General features: G+C 39.7%; 13 protein-coding genes. 10 read left to right on the top strand and 3 right to left on the bottom strand.

Annotated features, from left to right (window positions below; genetic code table 11):
- The first annotated feature begins 100 nt into the window (after positions 1-100).
- Positions 101-1,372: an acyltransferase family protein gene (locus GSQ74_RS06535; RefSeq protein WP_158991298.1), complete on the top strand. Its 1,272-nt coding sequence runs from the start codon at positions 101-103 to the stop codon at positions 1,370-1,372.
- Between the two features lie 82 nt (positions 1,373-1,454).
- Positions 1,455-4,310 carry a pitrilysin family protein gene (locus tag GSQ74_RS06530; RefSeq protein ID WP_158991295.1) on the top strand — a complete coding sequence of 952 codons (2,856 nt, stop codon included), beginning with the start codon at positions 1,455-1,457 and terminating at the stop codon, positions 4,308-4,310.
- A gap of 61 nt (positions 4,311-4,371) precedes the next feature.
- Here GSQ74_RS06530 and GSQ74_RS06525 read toward each other — a convergent pair whose 3' ends face one another.
- Both GSQ74_RS06525 and GSQ74_RS06520 read right to left on the bottom strand, forming a co-directional pair.
- Positions 4,372-6,021, bottom strand: a complete 1,650-nt coding sequence (locus GSQ74_RS06525) for a serine hydrolase (RefSeq protein ID WP_158991293.1) — start codon at positions 6,019-6,021, stop codon at positions 4,372-4,374.
- Between the two features lie 80 nt (positions 6,022-6,101).
- Complete coding sequence (locus GSQ74_RS06520; RefSeq protein ID WP_158991290.1) at positions 6,102-6,689, bottom strand: hypothetical protein; 588 nt, start codon at positions 6,687-6,689, stop codon at positions 6,102-6,104.
- A 57-nt stretch (positions 6,690-6,746) separates the two neighbouring features.
- Here GSQ74_RS06520 and GSQ74_RS06515 point away from each other — a divergent pair, with 57 nt between their 5' ends.
- From GSQ74_RS06515 to hflX, 8 genes are all read left to right on the top strand, one after another.
- Entirely contained in the window at positions 6,747-9,335 is a 2,589-nt protein-coding gene (locus GSQ74_RS06515; RefSeq protein WP_158991287.1) for a ligase-associated DNA damage response DEXH box helicase, read from the top strand.
- 226 nt (positions 9,336-9,561) lie between these two features.
- The gene (gene recA / locus GSQ74_RS06510; protein WP_158991285.1) at positions 9,562-10,572 is read left to right on the top strand and encodes a recombinase RecA; all 1,011 of its coding nucleotides are present in this window, start codon (positions 9,562-9,564) and stop codon (positions 10,570-10,572) included.
- A 162-nt stretch (positions 10,573-10,734) separates the two neighbouring features.
- The gene (locus GSQ74_RS06505; protein WP_158991282.1) at positions 10,735-11,193 is read left to right on the top strand and encodes a hypothetical protein; all 459 of its coding nucleotides are present in this window, start codon (positions 10,735-10,737) and stop codon (positions 11,191-11,193) included.
- 99 nt (positions 11,194-11,292) lie between these two features.
- Entirely contained in the window at positions 11,293-11,739 is a 447-nt protein-coding gene (locus GSQ74_RS06500) for a cytochrome B (RefSeq protein WP_158991280.1), read from the top strand.
- 209 nt (positions 11,740-11,948) lie between these two features.
- Positions 11,949-13,358: an anthranilate synthase component I family protein gene (locus tag GSQ74_RS06495; protein WP_158991277.1), complete on the top strand. Its 1,410-nt coding sequence runs from the start codon at positions 11,949-11,951 to the stop codon at positions 13,356-13,358.
- 2 nt (positions 13,359-13,360) lie between these two features.
- The gene (locus tag GSQ74_RS06490; protein ID WP_158991274.1) at positions 13,361-13,933 is read left to right on the top strand and encodes an aminodeoxychorismate/anthranilate synthase component II; all 573 of its coding nucleotides are present in this window, start codon (positions 13,361-13,363) and stop codon (positions 13,931-13,933) included.
- Positions 13,930-14,715 carry an indole-3-glycerol phosphate synthase TrpC gene (gene trpC / locus GSQ74_RS06485; RefSeq protein ID WP_158991272.1) on the top strand — a complete coding sequence of 262 codons (786 nt, stop codon included), beginning with the start codon at positions 13,930-13,932 and terminating at the stop codon, positions 14,713-14,715. Before GSQ74_RS06490 ends, trpC begins: the two co-directional genes overlap by 4 nt.
- A gap of 95 nt (positions 14,716-14,810) precedes the next feature.
- Positions 14,811-15,995, top strand: a complete 1,185-nt coding sequence (hflX, locus tag GSQ74_RS06480; RefSeq protein WP_158991269.1) for a GTPase HflX — start codon at positions 14,811-14,813, stop codon at positions 15,993-15,995.
- 90 nt (positions 15,996-16,085) lie between these two features.
- On the opposite strand, the gene GSQ74_RS06475 is transcribed toward hflX, so the two are convergent.
- Positions 16,086-16,889: a methyltransferase domain-containing protein gene (locus tag GSQ74_RS06475; protein WP_158991266.1), complete on the bottom strand. Its 804-nt coding sequence runs from the start codon at positions 16,887-16,889 to the stop codon at positions 16,086-16,088.
- Between the last annotated feature and the right edge of the window lie 115 nt (positions 16,890-17,004).

The raw sequence follows: 17,004 nt of genomic DNA, 5'->3' as shown, positions 1-17,004 counted from the left end.
ACACTTTTTGCCATTATCGGTGTATTTTTTTTTACAATAACGTGCCATAAGTTTATTAATAATTATAAATTTAATCGCTTTATAAATTTAAACTATTACAATGGAACCTGAAGTTAAAACCAAACAGCCGCGTTTACTCTCGCTCGACGTATTTAGGGGAGCCGCAATGGCCGCGATGGTTTTAGTAAATGACCCGGGAGATTGGGGACATATCTACCCGCCGCTGGAACATTCCAAATGGAACGGCTGCACACCAACCGATCTTATCTTTCCATTCTTCCTATTTATGGTAGGGGTATCTATCGTTTATGCGATGGAAAGTAAAAAAGCCCTTGTAGAAAATCATGGACAAATTATCATACATGCTTTCAGGCGTATGGTAACGCTTATTTTTATTACGCTGCTAGTACAACTTTTTTACCATCCGTTTCCGGGTACTATTCAATGTATTGGTATAATAGTGCTTATTGGGTTAGTGTTGTACGTTAATACCACTCAAAAAACGTTAATATGGGCGCTAACCTTGGTTGTAATAAGTGTATTGGCTTGGTTATTCTACCACACACAAGTGGTAACACTACGCCTACCTGGGGTTTTGCAACGGATAGCTATAGTTTACTTTATTGGCACTTTGCTTTACTTAAAAACATCAGCCAAAACCATAAAATGGGTATTTATTGGTTCATTGGTGGGGTACTGGATAATTATGTGCTTTATACCTGTACCGGGAGTGGGTTATGCTAACCTTAACCCTGAAACAAATATGGGTGCATTTATAGACAGGCTTGTATTTACTACTAACCACCTTTGGAACGAAGCTCATACCTGGGACCCTGAAGGTTTACTAGGCACATTACCCTCATTAGGCACCGGTTTGTTTGGGATGATGGTAGGCGGCTGGCTAAAACGTAGAGATCGTGATGATACAACCAAGGTTACCTGGATGTTTATTTATGGCCTTTTAGCCGTTACTGCTTCGCTAATATGGGATTTATTTTTCCCGATTAACAAATCATTATGGACAAGCTCTTTTGTACTGTATACAGGCGGTTTAGCTACCATGACATTAGCTACATTATACTGGCTGATAGATGTACAAGGCTATAAAAAATACACTTCGTTTTTTGTGGCCTTTGGTATTAATGCCATAACAGCTTATATCTTGTCTGACATTGTACCCGGCACTATCGCATTGATAAAAATAAACTCCGGCGGAAAAAACATTGATGCTTACAGTTACATTTATCAAACCGTGTTTGTACCGCACTTCAGTCCGGTTAATGCTTCATTAGCTGGCGGGATAGCCTTTACATTGCTTATATACCTAATGGTTTGGGTATTATATAAGCGTAAAATAATTATTAAGGTGTAATCGCTTTAATGCTTACAATACTTTGAAACTAAAAAATACGTTTTGCACTTTAGCACTAAATATATTCCTATAATTTAAACTAATGAATTTTAACAAGAACATCTCCGTAGCGGTTTTGGCTTTGCTGATGGCTTCAGGCGGAGCATTTGCCCAGGTAAAGAAAAAGCCTCTTGCTCATAAACCAATTACGGCTCCATCAATAAATGATGTCGACCTTTTGCCTGTCGATCATAATGTTATCATCGGTAAACTACCAAACGGTTTAACCTATTACATACGTGCTAATACCGAACCTAAAAACAGGGCCCAATTATATTTAGTTAACAAAGTAGGCTCTGTTTTAGAGACCGATGCGCAGCAAGGCCTGGCTCACTTTACCGAGCACATGTCATTTGATGGCACACGCGATTTTCCTAAAAATCAATTGGTTGATTACCTGCAAAAATCAGGCGTAAAATTTGGCGCGGATTTAAACGCGGCCACAACTTTTGATGAAACAGTTTACGAACTGCCATTACCAACTGATAGCGTAGCTGTATTTGAAAAAGGCTTTAATATACTAGCCAACTGGGCAGGATACGATACGTTTGACCCAGCCGAATTAGACAGAGAGCGCGGTGTTGTTTTAGAAGAAGCGCGCCAGCGTGGTAAAAATGCACAGGAACGCTTACAGCAACAAATTTACCCGGTATTGTTTAACAACTCCCGGTATGCTACCCGTTTACCAATTGGTAAAGAAGAAATTATAAAAACAATAAGCGCTGACGCTATCAGAGAGTTCTATCACGATTGGTACCGCCCGGATTTGCAGGCGGTAATAGTTGTGGGCGATTTTGATCCGAAACGCGTAGAAGAACTGATCAAACAAAACTTTTCATCACTTAAAAATCCACCTGTTGAAAAACCAAGAATCATATATAACGATCCACCAAGCCCGGGAACCAGCATTGTTGTAGCCACCGACAAGGAGTTTCCGTATACTTTGGCTGAGATAATAGTTAAACACCCCGAAACTATTGTTAAAACCGGTTCGCAATATTTACAAGGCGTTAGGGTAGCTTTATTTAACCAGATGCTAAACGCCCGCATAGGCGAACTTAGCCAAAAACGTAACCCGCCTTTCTTATATGGGCAAGCATCATATGGCCCATTTTTGGGCAGGCAGGATGCTTTTATAACTGTAGCGGTATCCAAGTCGGATAGTGATTTGGAAGTTGCTGTTAAAGCAGTAGCAACAGAAACGGAACGCGCGCGCAGATTTGGCTTTACTTCAACCGAGTTAGAGCGTGCAAAACAAAATGCCTTGCAGCAATTACAAAACGAATATAAAGAAAGAGGCAAAACCGCATCATCAGATTACGTTGAAGAGTATGAACAACACTTTTTAAAGGGGCAGGCGATACCCGGGATTGATTTTGAATACAATTTTTATGTAAACAACATTGGCAAAATCACGCTTGCCGAAATGAACGCGATGGCAGGTAAGTTTATCAGCGATCAAAATAGAGTGATTGTAATTGAAGCTCCTGATAAAGAAAAAACCACCCTGCCTAACCAGGCAACTGTACTTAGTTGGTTAAGCGCTGCCGGTAATAACTTAACACCTTATGTTGATAATGTTAGCACCAAGCCCCTGTTGGATAAACCACCGATACCAAGCACAACTGTTAGAGCCGCAAGCGATGATTCAATTGGTACTGCAACGCTTACCTTAAGCAACGGCGTAAGAATCATACTAAAACCAACCGACTTTAAAAACGACCAGATATTGATCAGCGGTTACGCCTTTGGTGGTACATCATTAGCAAGCGATGATGATTTCACATCAGCAAACCTGGCAGGTGATATTGTTGGCAGCAGTGGCGTGGGTAATTTCAACCAAATACAGTTGGGAAAAATGCTGGCAGGCAAAAATGTTAGCCTAACACCTTATATCAGCGATAATGCACAAGGAATAAACGGAAGCTCATCTCCACAAGATTTTGAAACCGCCTTGCAATTGCTTTACCTGTATTTCACCCAGCCACGTAAAGATCCGGACATCTGGCAATCAACAATTACCCAGGCAAATGCATTTTTAAACAATCGTGGCCTTGACCCTAATAATGTTTACAGGGATACCGTTGCTGCTGTTTTGAGCAACTACAATTTCCGCGGCATGACGACCACCCCAGGCAGACTAAATGCAGCCAGTCTTGATAAAGCTTACAGCTTTTACAAAGACAGGTTTGCTGATGCAAGCGGATTTACATTCACTTTTGTAGGTAATTTTGATATGGGTAATATTAAGCCCTTATTGGAAACCTATTTAGGCGGATTACCATCAACCAATAGTAAAGAAACTTATAAGAATTTAAACATTCACCCACCTGCGGGGCAAATAACCAAAACTGTTTATAAAGGCATTGGCGATAAAGCCACCGTAGAATTGGTATTTAGTGGCAGTTATGATTATAACGAGCTTAACAACGTGCAAATGGATGCGCTTGAGGCCATAATACAACTTAAGCTGATTGATCGCCTGCGCCAGGAAGAAAGCGGCGTTTATTCGCCGGGAGTTAGGGCTAGTTACGTAAAAATACCCGACAGCCGTTATACTTTTACAATATACTTTACCTGCGCCCCTGCAAATGTTGACAAACTGATTGCCGCAACCCTTGACGAGATCAATAAAATTAAACAAAGCGGTGCCCAGCAAACAGATATCCAGAAGTTTACATCTGAGGATACGCGTTCAACCGAGGTACAGATAAGGCAGAATGTTTTTTGGGCAGGATATTTAGCAAGTGGCAGTCAAACCCAGGCTAATCCGCATCGTATTATAAATTATATTAAAAATTTAAATACAGTAACCATACAAAGCACCAAGGATGCAGCTAACAAATACTTAAGCGGTGATAACTTTATAAAATTTATATTGCTGCCTGAGAAAAAATAAATCATTTTTTTAATAAAAAAGCGTCTTTGTTAACATTACAAAGACGCTTTTTTTATGCTGATTAATTAATTTTATTGAAGCTAATATCACGGGCATCACTCGTTGAAAGTTCACAACCTACAACTTTATTTTGGGGGTCTCTTTTAAAAAGAATATTTATCCGTAAAGGATTAAGGTCAGCATCTGATTTAATATTAAAGTCAAAATCCTGGCTATATGTGGGCAATAGTGTTGCATCTTTAATGTTGTCCTTTTCTATCATCAGCTTACCATCTTTTAATACAATGATGAAATTACTTTCAGTTTCTGATGAGTAGTAATTACCGGTAAAAGCCTGTAAATATTTGACGGTTATTTCACTATTCTTTTCTTTGGTAAATAACAAGTTCCTTTTATCTTCAGTATGTAAAACAAAGCCTCCCGAACTATTGAATCTCAGTGATGATGATTTATAACTAAACGATGAGTCATTTATTGGCATCAATGCGGTATCATTAAAATAAAGCGTATCCTTAATTAATGCAATTTTCGTACCCTGGTTTGTTTTGGTGTATCGATACCATCCTAAAAGTTCTTTAGCTTTTCCTAGTTTTAAATGTGATGGATTTCCGGTTTTAACATCTGTATTAGCTGATATATTTTTAATAAATAAATTTTCAATATGTTCTATTTCATCAAATAATCCGGATTTAAATTCGGTTGTATTACTAAGCCAGGCTATCGATAAATGTAAAGCCGGAAAACTTTCAACAATACCCACATAACCGGCAGTTTGCCCATCATGATAAATTTCTTTTACACCATTCAGTTTGTCAACAAATAAGCCAGCTGCATAATGTGTTTCCGCCCCTCCTATTATTGGTTCAATAGTTAATTGCTGTTGTAATAAGCCCGGGTTTCCTAATTTATTATTCAGGTAAAAATCATTCCATTTCAATAAATCTTCTGTTGTGGTTAATAAACCGCCGGGGCCATAAACGTTTTCATTAGGCATATTTATGGTATAAATACCATCATTTTTCGAGTAGGCTATCGCCCTGTTTGGCACCACCTTTTTATAGCTATCACGCCACAAGGTATGCGTCATCCCGGCAGGGTTAAAAATATATTTTCGGGTAAAATCGGGCAGTGTCATTCCGCTTACCTTTTCAACTATCATTGTCAACAAAACATAGTTAGAATTGCTGTATATAAATTCCGTTCCGGGTACGTTATTTAACTTCTTTTGCCGGCAAAGCATCTTTAACACATCTTCGTTAGCGTACGCTTTAGTGGTTCGCGGCCACCCGGCTATTGCAGCTAAGTCGCTCCATTCGCGTAACCCGCTGGTATGGTGCAAAAGATTTTCCAACCTAATAACCGAACCATAATTGGGTAATTGAGGGAAATACTTTCTTACATCATCATTTAATGATAGTTTGCCTTGCTGTGCTAACAATAAAATTGATGCCGCGGTAAATTGTTTAGATATAGAGGCCGCCTCGCTTACCGTTATGGTTGTATACGGCACATGATGATCAAGATCAGCCAATCCCCAGGCTTTTGAAAAAATCAGCTTTTCGTTTTGGCTGATGGATAATTGTCCACCCGGGTTTTCGGGTTGATAGCGATGAAATAAATTATTTATACTATTTACAGTATCGCTTAAATTTTGCGCAGAAGCAGGAAGATAAATTGCGGTTAAGAGAATAAGTAATGGTAATCTTTTCATAGCTTAAATATGATACTTTATCATAATACAAGCCATACGCTAATTCATTTATTAACAATTAATAACATTTGAATAATTTGTTAATGAACATTTAAATAAGTTGCCGAGCTATCGTTTGGAGCGTGTATATATACTGCCAAACATTTACCAGTTGAGTCAACTTCAAAACCTATGCCTGCCTGGTAATTATCATACAACCAAAATTTTTTGTTGCCGGGAGCACGATGTTTTTTTAGCTTGTATAATTTTATAACATCTTTAATTTCCGAACCTGCTCCACCATAATCGGCGGTTTTAAAGCTGGGCGATGTTTCGCGTATTTCTTTTACATAGTTTGCCTTTTTATTTGCAGCGCCCATATTACGGTCGGCATAAATACTGGTTTGATGTACATTTTTACCTTTTTTATCAAACCAAGCCATAAATGATGCGCCCATTGCAGCATCACGCCAATCTGGCTTGCCCAATTTTGCCACTACGCTATCCACGTTTTCATTAATATAAATATTGCCTATCCGCTTACCAGGCACTATCATTCTAGCAGGTTCAATGGTTTTTAAAGGCGTATCGACAGCGTGTATGCTATCGGCTAAACTTTTGTGTGTCGACATGGTATTACAGCCAAGTATCAATAAGGTAATGGCTGGGATAAAGAGGTATTTAAACATGACTACATTAAATATTTTATACTATAACTAAATCTATTCAATTTTGTTATTTGCAATATGATTTCTGTTGGACAGCAAGTTATTCGCCGTTGGTACAAGCAAAAAAACTGGGAGCAATTCGCATTTCAGAGCGAGATGGAAGCAGCTTATTTGAGCGGATTTTCGGGCCTGTTAAATGCTCCAACCGGCAGTGGTAAAACATTCGCTTTATTTTTGCCTTTTTTAGCAGATTACATCAACAAATATCCGGATAGTTATACGAAAAATAAAAACAATGGTTTGCTAATGCTTTGGATAACTCCATTGCGCGCCCTAACCAATGATATAAAAAAGGCAATGCAGGAAGTTTGCGACGAAATTGGCATCCCCTGGAAAATAGCTACCCGCACCGGCGATACCCCGGCAGCCGAAAAAGCGGCACTAAAGAAGAAACTGCCGGAGGTGCTTTTAACAACTCCAGAAAGCCTGCACCTGATGCTCGCCCAAAAAGAATATCCTAAAATATTCAACGGCCTGCAAGTGGTAGTAATTGACGAATGGCATGAGCTTTTAGGCACCAAAAGAGGCGTGCAGGTAGAGTTGGGGTTATCGAGATTAAAGTGGGTGGCGGGGAGTGAGGTGCGAAGTGCCTATAATGGTCAATCACTGAAAACCGCGCTCCCCGCTCAGTATACCTCGCTCCGCATCTGGGGTATCTCCGCAACCATCGGTAATCTTGAACAAGCCGCGGAAGTTTTGCTGGGCAATGATTTTCCGGCGGATAGAGTAACCATGGTTCGTGCCAACCTGGAGAAGAAATTGCTGATCAAATCCATCATTCCTGAAAATATTGAAAGCTATTCGTGGTCGGGGCACATCGGTATAAAACTATTGCCGCAGGTGATGGAGATCGTCGCTAAAAGCAAAACAACCTTAATATTTACCAATACCCGTTCGCAATCGGAGATATGGTATCATGCTATTTTAGATAATTACCCAGAGTATGCGGGCGTTATGGCCATGCACCATGGGTCATTAGATAATGAGTTGCGCAATTGGGTAGAAGCTGCCTTACATGCCGAAGCCTTGAAGGTTGTGGTTTGTACATCGAGTCTGGATTTAGGTGTTGATTTTAGACCTGTTGATACGGTTATACAGGTAGGCAGCCATAAAGGTGTCGCTCGTTTTATGCAGCGCGCCGGGCGAAGCGGCCACCACCCGGGAGCTGTATCCAAAGCATATTTTGTGCCTACGCATTCCCTGGAATTATTGGAAGGCGCTGCATTAAAAGAGGGTATCAAAAAAGGAATCTTCGAAAGCCGCGACCCGATGCTACTGACCATGGATGTGCTGATACAGTTTATGGTTACGTTGGCAGTATCCGAAGGATTTAGTGCTGACGAGTTATTTAAAGAGGTAAAAACCACTTTCGCTTTTGCGGATCTAACCCGCAATGAATTTAGCCAGCTTTTAGATTTCATCACCAACGGTGGCAAGACCCTCGCTCAATACGATGAGTTTTTAAAGGTTGAGCTAGATAATGGTTTATATAAGGTAAACAACCGCCGGGTGGCTATGCGGCATAGGTTAAGTATAGGCACCATTACCAGCGAGTTAAGCATCCGAGTTAAATGGTTAAGCGGCGGTAGTTTAGGCACTATTGAGGAGAGTTTTGTATCCAAACTTAAACCGGGCAACACCTTTTGGTTTGCAGGCCGCAGCTTAGAGTTTGTGAGGGTAAAGGAAATGACGGCTTATGTTAGGAAATCAAATTCAAACAAAGGCCTTATCCCAAGCTGGAATGGTGGGCGAATGCCATTATCATCTCAATTATCTGCGGTATTTCGTGATAAACTGGATGAGGTTGCCCATGGTATTGAAAAGGATGAAGAAGTAATTGCCTTAAAGCCGCTATTTAAATTGCAGGAGGAGTTATCGCACCTACCGCAAAGTCATGAATTTTTGATCGAGTCCTTTAAATCCACCGAGGGGCATCATTTATTATTTTATCCTTTTGAAGGTAGGTTGGTTCATGAGGGCATGGCTTCGTTATTGGCCTATCGCATCAGCAAAATCAGGAGCGCCAGTTTTTCCATCGCCATGAATGATTATGGTTTTGAGTTGTTAACCGACGATGATGTGCCGATTGAAGAGATATTGGAGGATGCCAGTTTCTTCTCCATTGATTATTTATTGGAAGATATTCAGCACAGCTTAAATGCTAATGAGATGGCTCGCAGGCGATTTAGAGACATCGCCCATATTGGCGGATTGGTGTTCACCGGCTATCCCGGCCAGCAGGTGAAGAATAAACATTTACAGGCATCGACTTCCTTACTTTTTGAGGTATTCAGTGAATACGAACCGGACAATTTGCTGGTGAGGCAGGCTTATAATGAGGCATTAGCTTTTCAATTAGAAGAGTTCAGGCTCCGCATGGCTTTGCAGCGCATCGAAAAACAAAGCATAATACTAAAAACCATTGAACGCCCTACCCCATTCGCGTTCCCAATTATGGTTGATAGTTTAGGGCGTGAAAAGTTAACCACAGAAACATTTGAAGAACGTATAGCCAAAATGGCCCGCCGCTATGGCGCCGAGGGTCTTCCCGATGCTGAAAACAAGCGCAGCCGCAAACCGGGAATTGTTAGGAAAAAAGGGCTTTAGTTATGTTAATTGTTAATAACGATTTCGGTAAATCTTTTACATTTACTCTTATACTCCTTGTCTTGCTGAGGAACGAAGCATCTATCCACTAATCTGCAAGCGGCGAGCTTATCGATAGATTCTTCACTACGTTCAGAATGATAAAAAGATAAATATTAAACATTTTACTAAATAAATTAGCATTTATAAATAATTACATTTACATTTGTTTTGAATTATTACAAAGATGAACGCAAACGCAGAAAAATTAAAAGCATTACAGCTTACTTTAGATAAGCTGGAAAAATCATACGGAAAAGGTACCATCATGAAATTGGGTGATACTGCCATTGAAGCTACTGAGGTAATATCAACCGGTTCATTAGGGTTGGATATAGCTTTGGGTGTTGGCGGTTTGCCTAAAGGCCGTGTTGTTGAAATATACGGCCCGGAATCATCAGGTAAAACAACCTTGGCTATTCATGCTATTGCTGAATCGCAGAAAAAAGGTGGCATTGCCGCTTTTATTGATGCGGAGCATGCGTTCGACCGTTTTTATGCTAAGAAATTAGGTGTTGACGTGGAAAATCTTTTGATCTCTCAACCCGATAACGGTGAGCAGGCTTTAGAAATTGCCGATAACCTGATCCGTTCAGGCGCTATTGATATTTTGGTAATCGACTCTGTTGCTGCCTTAGTGCCAAAAAGCGAGATTGAAGGCGAAATGGGTGATTCGAAAATGGGCTTACAGGCCAGGTTAATGTCGCAGGCATTACGTAAATTAACCGGTACCATCAGCAAAACCGGATGCTGCTGTATATTCATCAACCAATTACGCGAGAAAATCGGCGTAATGTTCGGTAACCCGGAAACTACTACCGGTGGTAACGCCTTGAAATTCTATGCTTCGGTACGTTTGGATGTACGCCGTATATCTCAGATAAAAGATTCTGATGAAGTGTCAGGTAACCGTGTAAAGGTTAAGATCGTTAAAAATAAAGTGGCACCGCCGTTCCGTATTGCTGAGTTTGACATTATGTTTGGCGAAGGCATATCCAAAGTTGGTGAGATCATCGACTTAGGTGTTGAGCATAACATCATTAAAAAAGCAGGTTCATGGTTTAGCTACGGCGAAACCCGTTTAGGCCAGGGCCGTGATGCCGTTAAAACTTTATTACTTGACAATATTGAACTAATGGAAGAACTAGAAAACAAGATTAAAGAAGTAGTAACCGGCGAACATTTAGCCGAAGTTTAGTTTCTTTTGATTTCATAGATTTAAGGTGTTATTGCACCGATATTGAAAACCTTCTCTTAAACAGAGAAGGTTTTCTTGTTTGACGGATGCGGCTATATAGTTCCTTAAGTTTGCTCTTTCCTGTTCATTTTTATATATTTAGTGGATATTTACTATCTAAGTATGAAAACTAAACCAACTTTATCCCTAATTATATTCTTAATGTTTTCATCAAGCTTTACCAACTCTTACAATACCAACAGATCAAATAAAAATACTAAACGGCCTTCCGAGAATATTAAATTGATTCATATTTTAAAGGACAAAAAGGGTAATAAATTAGGCGACGTTTATATCGAGAACTTTAAGAATGACATTTTCAAAAGATTACTAATCACAATCGTTAAAGCTGGTAAAATAGATACTTTGTATTTTATCAATGAATGTCAATTTATCAATCCAAAAGGAATTAATATGAAATATCCAAAAGAAAACTTCAACGGATACAAGATTGATTCTTTTACCGATGATTCAATTCAACTATTTGGATTGGGCAAAAATTCTGTTGGGACTTCTGATCCAATAATTATTAAATGGAATATTAAAAAAAGATTATTCGAGATATTCTATACTTCTGAGTAATCATTCTCCAATTGTAATTAACCAATTTTAAATTACCATGATTTAATTACTTGGTTCATAAATCCAATAAAATGTATATTCGAATAATATTTTAACAAGATGAATTTATATCAAATTTTACTACAAGCGCATTCGGGTTTCCGGTTTATTGTAATGGTGTTGCTATTGCTAGCTATTTTGCAATCATTGGCAGGCTGGTTTGGTAACCGCCCGTACACTAATGTCAACCGAAAAATAAATATGTTTACCATGATATCGGCACATATCCAATTGCTGATTGGCTTGGGCTTGTATTTCGTTAGTCCGCTGGTACAGTTTAGCAAAACCGCTATGCAGGATCATGATACCCGCTATTGGACGGTTGAGCACATCACCATGATGATATTTGCTATCGCATTAATAACAGTAGGCCATATCCGCTCTAAGAAAGTATTGGCGCCTGCGGCTAAACATCGCACCATCGCTGTATTTTATTTATTGGCGCTGTTAGTCATTGTATTAGCTATTGTACAGAGTATGCGCCCATTTTTTGGGGTGAGCCATTAAAATAAATTGAGAAAAAGTTTGCAAATTCAATTTTCTTTATAAATTTGCTCCCGCTATGATCAAAATCAACCAAACTAACCTGTGGTGGCACCAACAAAATTGGCAGCCGGATACTATTTGATCTTATAGATTAACCAATTGTAAACCTATTTGGAACCCGGCGAATATAATTCACCGGGTTTTTTTGTTTTAAGTCGATAATATAAAGAATGAAAAAGTTTAAAATAATTACCACACATAAAAAGCTACTTGCTGATACTACCACGCCCGTAAGCATATATTTACGCCTGCGGGATGTGTTCCCTAATTCGTTATTACTGGAAAGCTCCGACTACCATAGTCGCGAAAACAGCACCAGCTACATTTGCTGCGAGCCTATTGCAGGGCTACTGCTGAATGACGGCGAACTAAAAAAGAAATACCCCAATGGTACAACCGAAACCTATAAACTCGGTGAATTTGAATTAATAGACCAGATCAACGGTTTTTTAAGCAGCTTCGAAACGAATGAAACCGGGTTGAAGATCATCTCGAATGGCTTGTTCGGTTATTTCACCCACGAAGCAGTTGAACATTTTGAAACCATCAAACTAAAAAAGACCGACGACGACAGCAAAAAAATCCCGGAGATGCAGTACAATATGTACCGCTATGTTATCGCTATAGATCACTTCAAAAATGAGTTATACATCTCTTACAACCAACCAGAAGGACAGGATGCGAGCAATGGCATCGAGAAAATAGAATACCTGATCAAAAACAAAAACTTCCCGGAGTATACTTTTAAAAGCGATGAGGCTGAACAATCTAACTTAACCAACGAAGGCTTTATGGCGATAGTGGAAAAGATGAAGCAGCATATCTATCGCGGCGATGTTTTCCAGATCGTACCGTCACGTGCATTCTCTAAAAAGTTTTTGGGCGATGAGTTTAACGTTTATCGTGCTTTGCGCTCTATCAACCCGTCACCTTATTTGTTTTATTTTGATTACGGCAATTTCAGGATCTTTGGTTCATCGCCGGAGGCACAGATCACTATTAAAAACAGGGTTGCCAGTATATTCCCTATCGCGGGCACATTTAAACGTACAGGTGATGATATTAAGGATGCTGAATTAGCGCAAAAACTTATTGAAGATCCAAAAGAATCTGCTGAACACGTAATGCTGGTTGATTTGGCCCGTAACGACCTGAGCAGGCATTGCGAGCAGGTAGAAGTTAAAGCATTTAAAGAAGTACAATATTATTCACACCTGATTCATTTGGTATCCCATGTTAGCGGTAAGTTATTACCAGGCGTGGCATCATTCAAAATTGTTGCGGATACCTTCCCGGCCGGTACATTAAGCGGCGCGCCAAAATACCGCGCCATGGAGATCATCGACCAAAACGAGAAAACTAAACGCAGCTTTTATAGCGGCGCCATTGGTTACTTAGGCTTTAACGGCGATTTTAACCATGCCATCATGATCCGCTCGTTTTTAAGTAAGAATAACACCCTGCATTATCAGGCAGGTGCGGGCATTGTTGCCGGCTCGATAGCTGAAAGCGAGTTAAAAGAAGTTGATAACAAAATTGCGGCTTTAAGAAAAGCCATTGAATTAGCAGAGGAATTATAAAAATGAAAAATATATTAATAATAGATAATTACGATTCCTTCACCTACAATTTGGTGCATTTGGTTAACGAGATTGGCCTGCAATGCGACGTTTGGAGGAATGATAAGTTTAATATCGACGATGTGGATGCTTATGATAAAATCATCCTGTCACCGGGCCCGGGCATACCTTCTGAGGCTGGCTTATTGCTGGATGTGATCAAAAAATATTCGTCTACTAAAAGTATTTTTGGCGTTTGCTTAGGTCAGCAGGCCATTGCCGAGGTATTTGGCGGGGAGTTGTATAACTTAAAACAGCCTATGCACGGTATCGCCACCCCAATAAAAGTAACTGACAAAAGCGAAAAACTCTTTGTTGGTTTGCCGGAAAACTTTAAAGTAGGCAGGTATCATTCGTGGGTGGTGGATGAAAAATCTATCCCAGATGTATTAAATGTTACTGCCATTGACGAAGAAGATAATTCGGTTATGGCGTTAAGGCATAAAGAATATGATGTACGCGGTGTACAATTTCACCCGGAATCGATATTAACAGAATTTGGTAAAGAAATGATGGCAAACTGGATAGGCGCATGAATATTTTAGATAAAATAGTAGCCAATAAACTTAAGGAAGTAGCAGCGGCTAAAAATAAAACATCTTTTACCCAGCTTGAGGAATCAGAGTTTTTCTCACGGGAAACGTATTCATTCCGAGACTTTTTATTAGCTCCTGACCGTACCGGAATCATTGCGGAGTTTAAACGCAAATCGCCGTCTAAGGGAATCATTAACGATAAAGTAAAGGTCGCGACAGTAACCAATGCTTATGCTGAGGCTGGTGCATCTGCGTTATCGGTATTAACTGATAAACAGTTCTTCATGGGTCGTAAGGCGGATCTGATCAGGGCGAGGCAGGCTAATACCATCCCCGTACTGCGTAAGGATTTTATGATTGATGAGTACCAGTTGATAGAAGCCAAAGCTTTAGGCGCTGATATTATTTTGCTGATCGCCGCGATATTGACGCCCGCGCAGATTCAGCAGCTGGCATCATTGGCAAAAAGTTTGGGCTTAAATGTATTGCTGGAAGTGCATAATTTGGAAGAATTGGAACGAAGTATTAATCCTAACGTGGATGCCATTGGTGTAAACAACCGTAACCTGGCTGACTTTACGGTTTCGGTAGAAACCTCATTTAAATTGGGAGAACATATCCCAAAAGAGTTTTTGAAGATCTCGGAAAGCGCTATCAGCAATACGGATGTTATAAAGGAACTGAAGAAAGCAGGCTTTAATGGTTTTTTAATTGGTGAAAATTTTATGAAGCAAGCTGATCCGGGATTGGCGATGAGGGAATTTGTTGAGGGATTGAAATAAGTGCAATCTGTCAGGAATAGTTTGGGTTTAATGACATTTTAGGTTATTATTTTACCTAAATTTAACTTGGCAATTGATTTGATATACAGTATTTAATGAAGCAAAAATTTTATGATACTGCTGTGAAGCAGGAAAGGGCTGTGCTGGTTGGTGTGATTACTCAATATGAAACCGCTGAGCAGTCTAAAGAATATTTAGAGGAACTACAATTTTTGGTGGATACCGCCGGAGCGGAGACTGTTAAAATTTTCACCCAGAAGCTTCAAAAACCCGACAGGTCTACTTTTGTAGGCGCGGGGCGTTTGGAGGATATTAGAGCCTTTGTTACTGAAGAAGAAATTGATATTGTAGTTTTTGACGATGAGCTTACGCCATCGCAATTACGTAATATAGAGAATGTGTTGGGTGTAAAAATACTCGACCGCAATAACCTGATACTGGATATTTTCGCTGGTCGTGCGCAAACAGCGCAGGCTAAAAGCCAGGTTGAACTGGCCCAATTGCAATACTTGTTGCCCCGATTGACCCGTTTATGGACTCACTTAGAGCGCCAAAAAGGTGGTATCGGTATGCGTGGCCCGGGTGAGTCGCAGATTGAGACTGACAGGCGTCTGATCCTTGAAAAAATATCTTTACTCAAAGAAAAATTAAAATTAATAGACCGTCAAAACGAAACGCAGCGTAAAAACCGCGTAGCTATGGTTAGGGTGGCATTGGTGGGTTATACCAACGTTGGCAAATCAACCATTATGAACATGATCTCCAAATCGGAGGTTTTCGCGGAGAATAAGCTATTCGCTACGCTGGATACTACGGTTAGGAAAGTAGTGATTGAAAATGTGCCATTTTTATTATCGGATACTGTTGGATTCATTCGCAAACTGCCTCACCATTTGGTAGAGTGTTTTAAATCTACTCTGGATGAAGTGCGCGAGGCTGATATTTTGATACACGTGGTTGATGTTTCGCACCCGAACTTTGAGGATCAGATCAGGACGGTTAATGAAACATTGAAAGACCTGGGTGTTATTGATAAACCAACCATCACTTTATTTAACAAAATTGATGCTTATCAACCAATACAAAACCATGAGGGCGAAGAGGTGGAACCTTTAACGCTTGATGATTTTAAACATAGCTGGATGGCGAAAAATAATAGTCCAGCAATATTTATATCGGCTACTCAAAGAGAAAATATTGACGAATTCAGGAAATTGTTGTATGACATGGTAGTTGAAATACATGCGGCGAGGTATCCGTATGATCAGTTGTTATATTAATATTAAACTTGTCAGACTTACGAAGTTTTTGAAACTTAAGTCTTTAACCATTTAACTGTGCGTTCATTTGTAACGAGCACTTAAAATACTTCAAATCTTTTTAAGCACATAAAACACACTTTGAGGCGCTATACGCTGCATTTTGCGCGTGGCGTGGTAGCGTAAGTTGCGGTAAAATATCTTTGATAACCATTTATCCAGCAGTATATAGTTTTTATATGTATAAATAGGTTGCTTTGAAAATTTGATCCATATACGCTGCAAAAAGGCGGTTATGGTAAAGCATAATCCTTCGTTTATAATTTGTACTGGTTGCTTCGCTAAAATATCTCTGAAAATATTTAAAGGGATACCTCTTTCATTGGCAGTTAAGCCTTTGCGTGGTTTTGTCCAGTCGCCCATTGAAATAACGGGCTCGCGTATTAATATATAACCGCCCTTTTTGGTAATGCGGATTAATTCCGAAATCACATAGGAAACATTGGGAATATGATGAAGCGTACCGAATGATGTTACCAGGTCAAAGTCTTCATCAGGGTAATTAATAGTTCCGGAAATTTCTGGCGCAGTATAAACAGGTTTTATGCTGCCTATCTTTTCGGATCGCAAATGCTCAGAGGGTTCAATGATATGTAAATTACTTATCCGGTCAATAATTATATCAAATTCGTGCCCCCAGGCTGCACCCAGGCCTAGTACATTAGTAAAATGCTCGCCTTTTAAATAACTAAAGCCATGTAAGTTGTTTAATGCATGGTAGCCGTAGGTATACGTTTCGGAGTTTTTGCTCCCCAGGTTGGCATAAGCTTCTTTTTCTTGGTTGTACCAGTTTTCTATCTGCTCAATAGTAAAATCATCGCCGTATAATACTTTATCGTTAAGGTATGGGTCCATCAATCTAAGGGTTAATTGATGGTACTACGTGGCATTAAACCCAAACGCGGGGCTAAAAACTGCGAATGGGGCAATATTTAAATTTTAATTTTAACCCAGCGTTTTAGGGTTTATT

Origin of the sequence: Mucilaginibacter sp. L196 (assembly GCF_009765905.1) — a bacterium.
Lineage (GTDB): Bacteria > Bacteroidota > Bacteroidia > Sphingobacteriales > Sphingobacteriaceae > Mucilaginibacter.
Note: the sequence above shows the minus strand (reverse complement) of the source record. Positions and strands in the feature narration are given on the sequence as shown.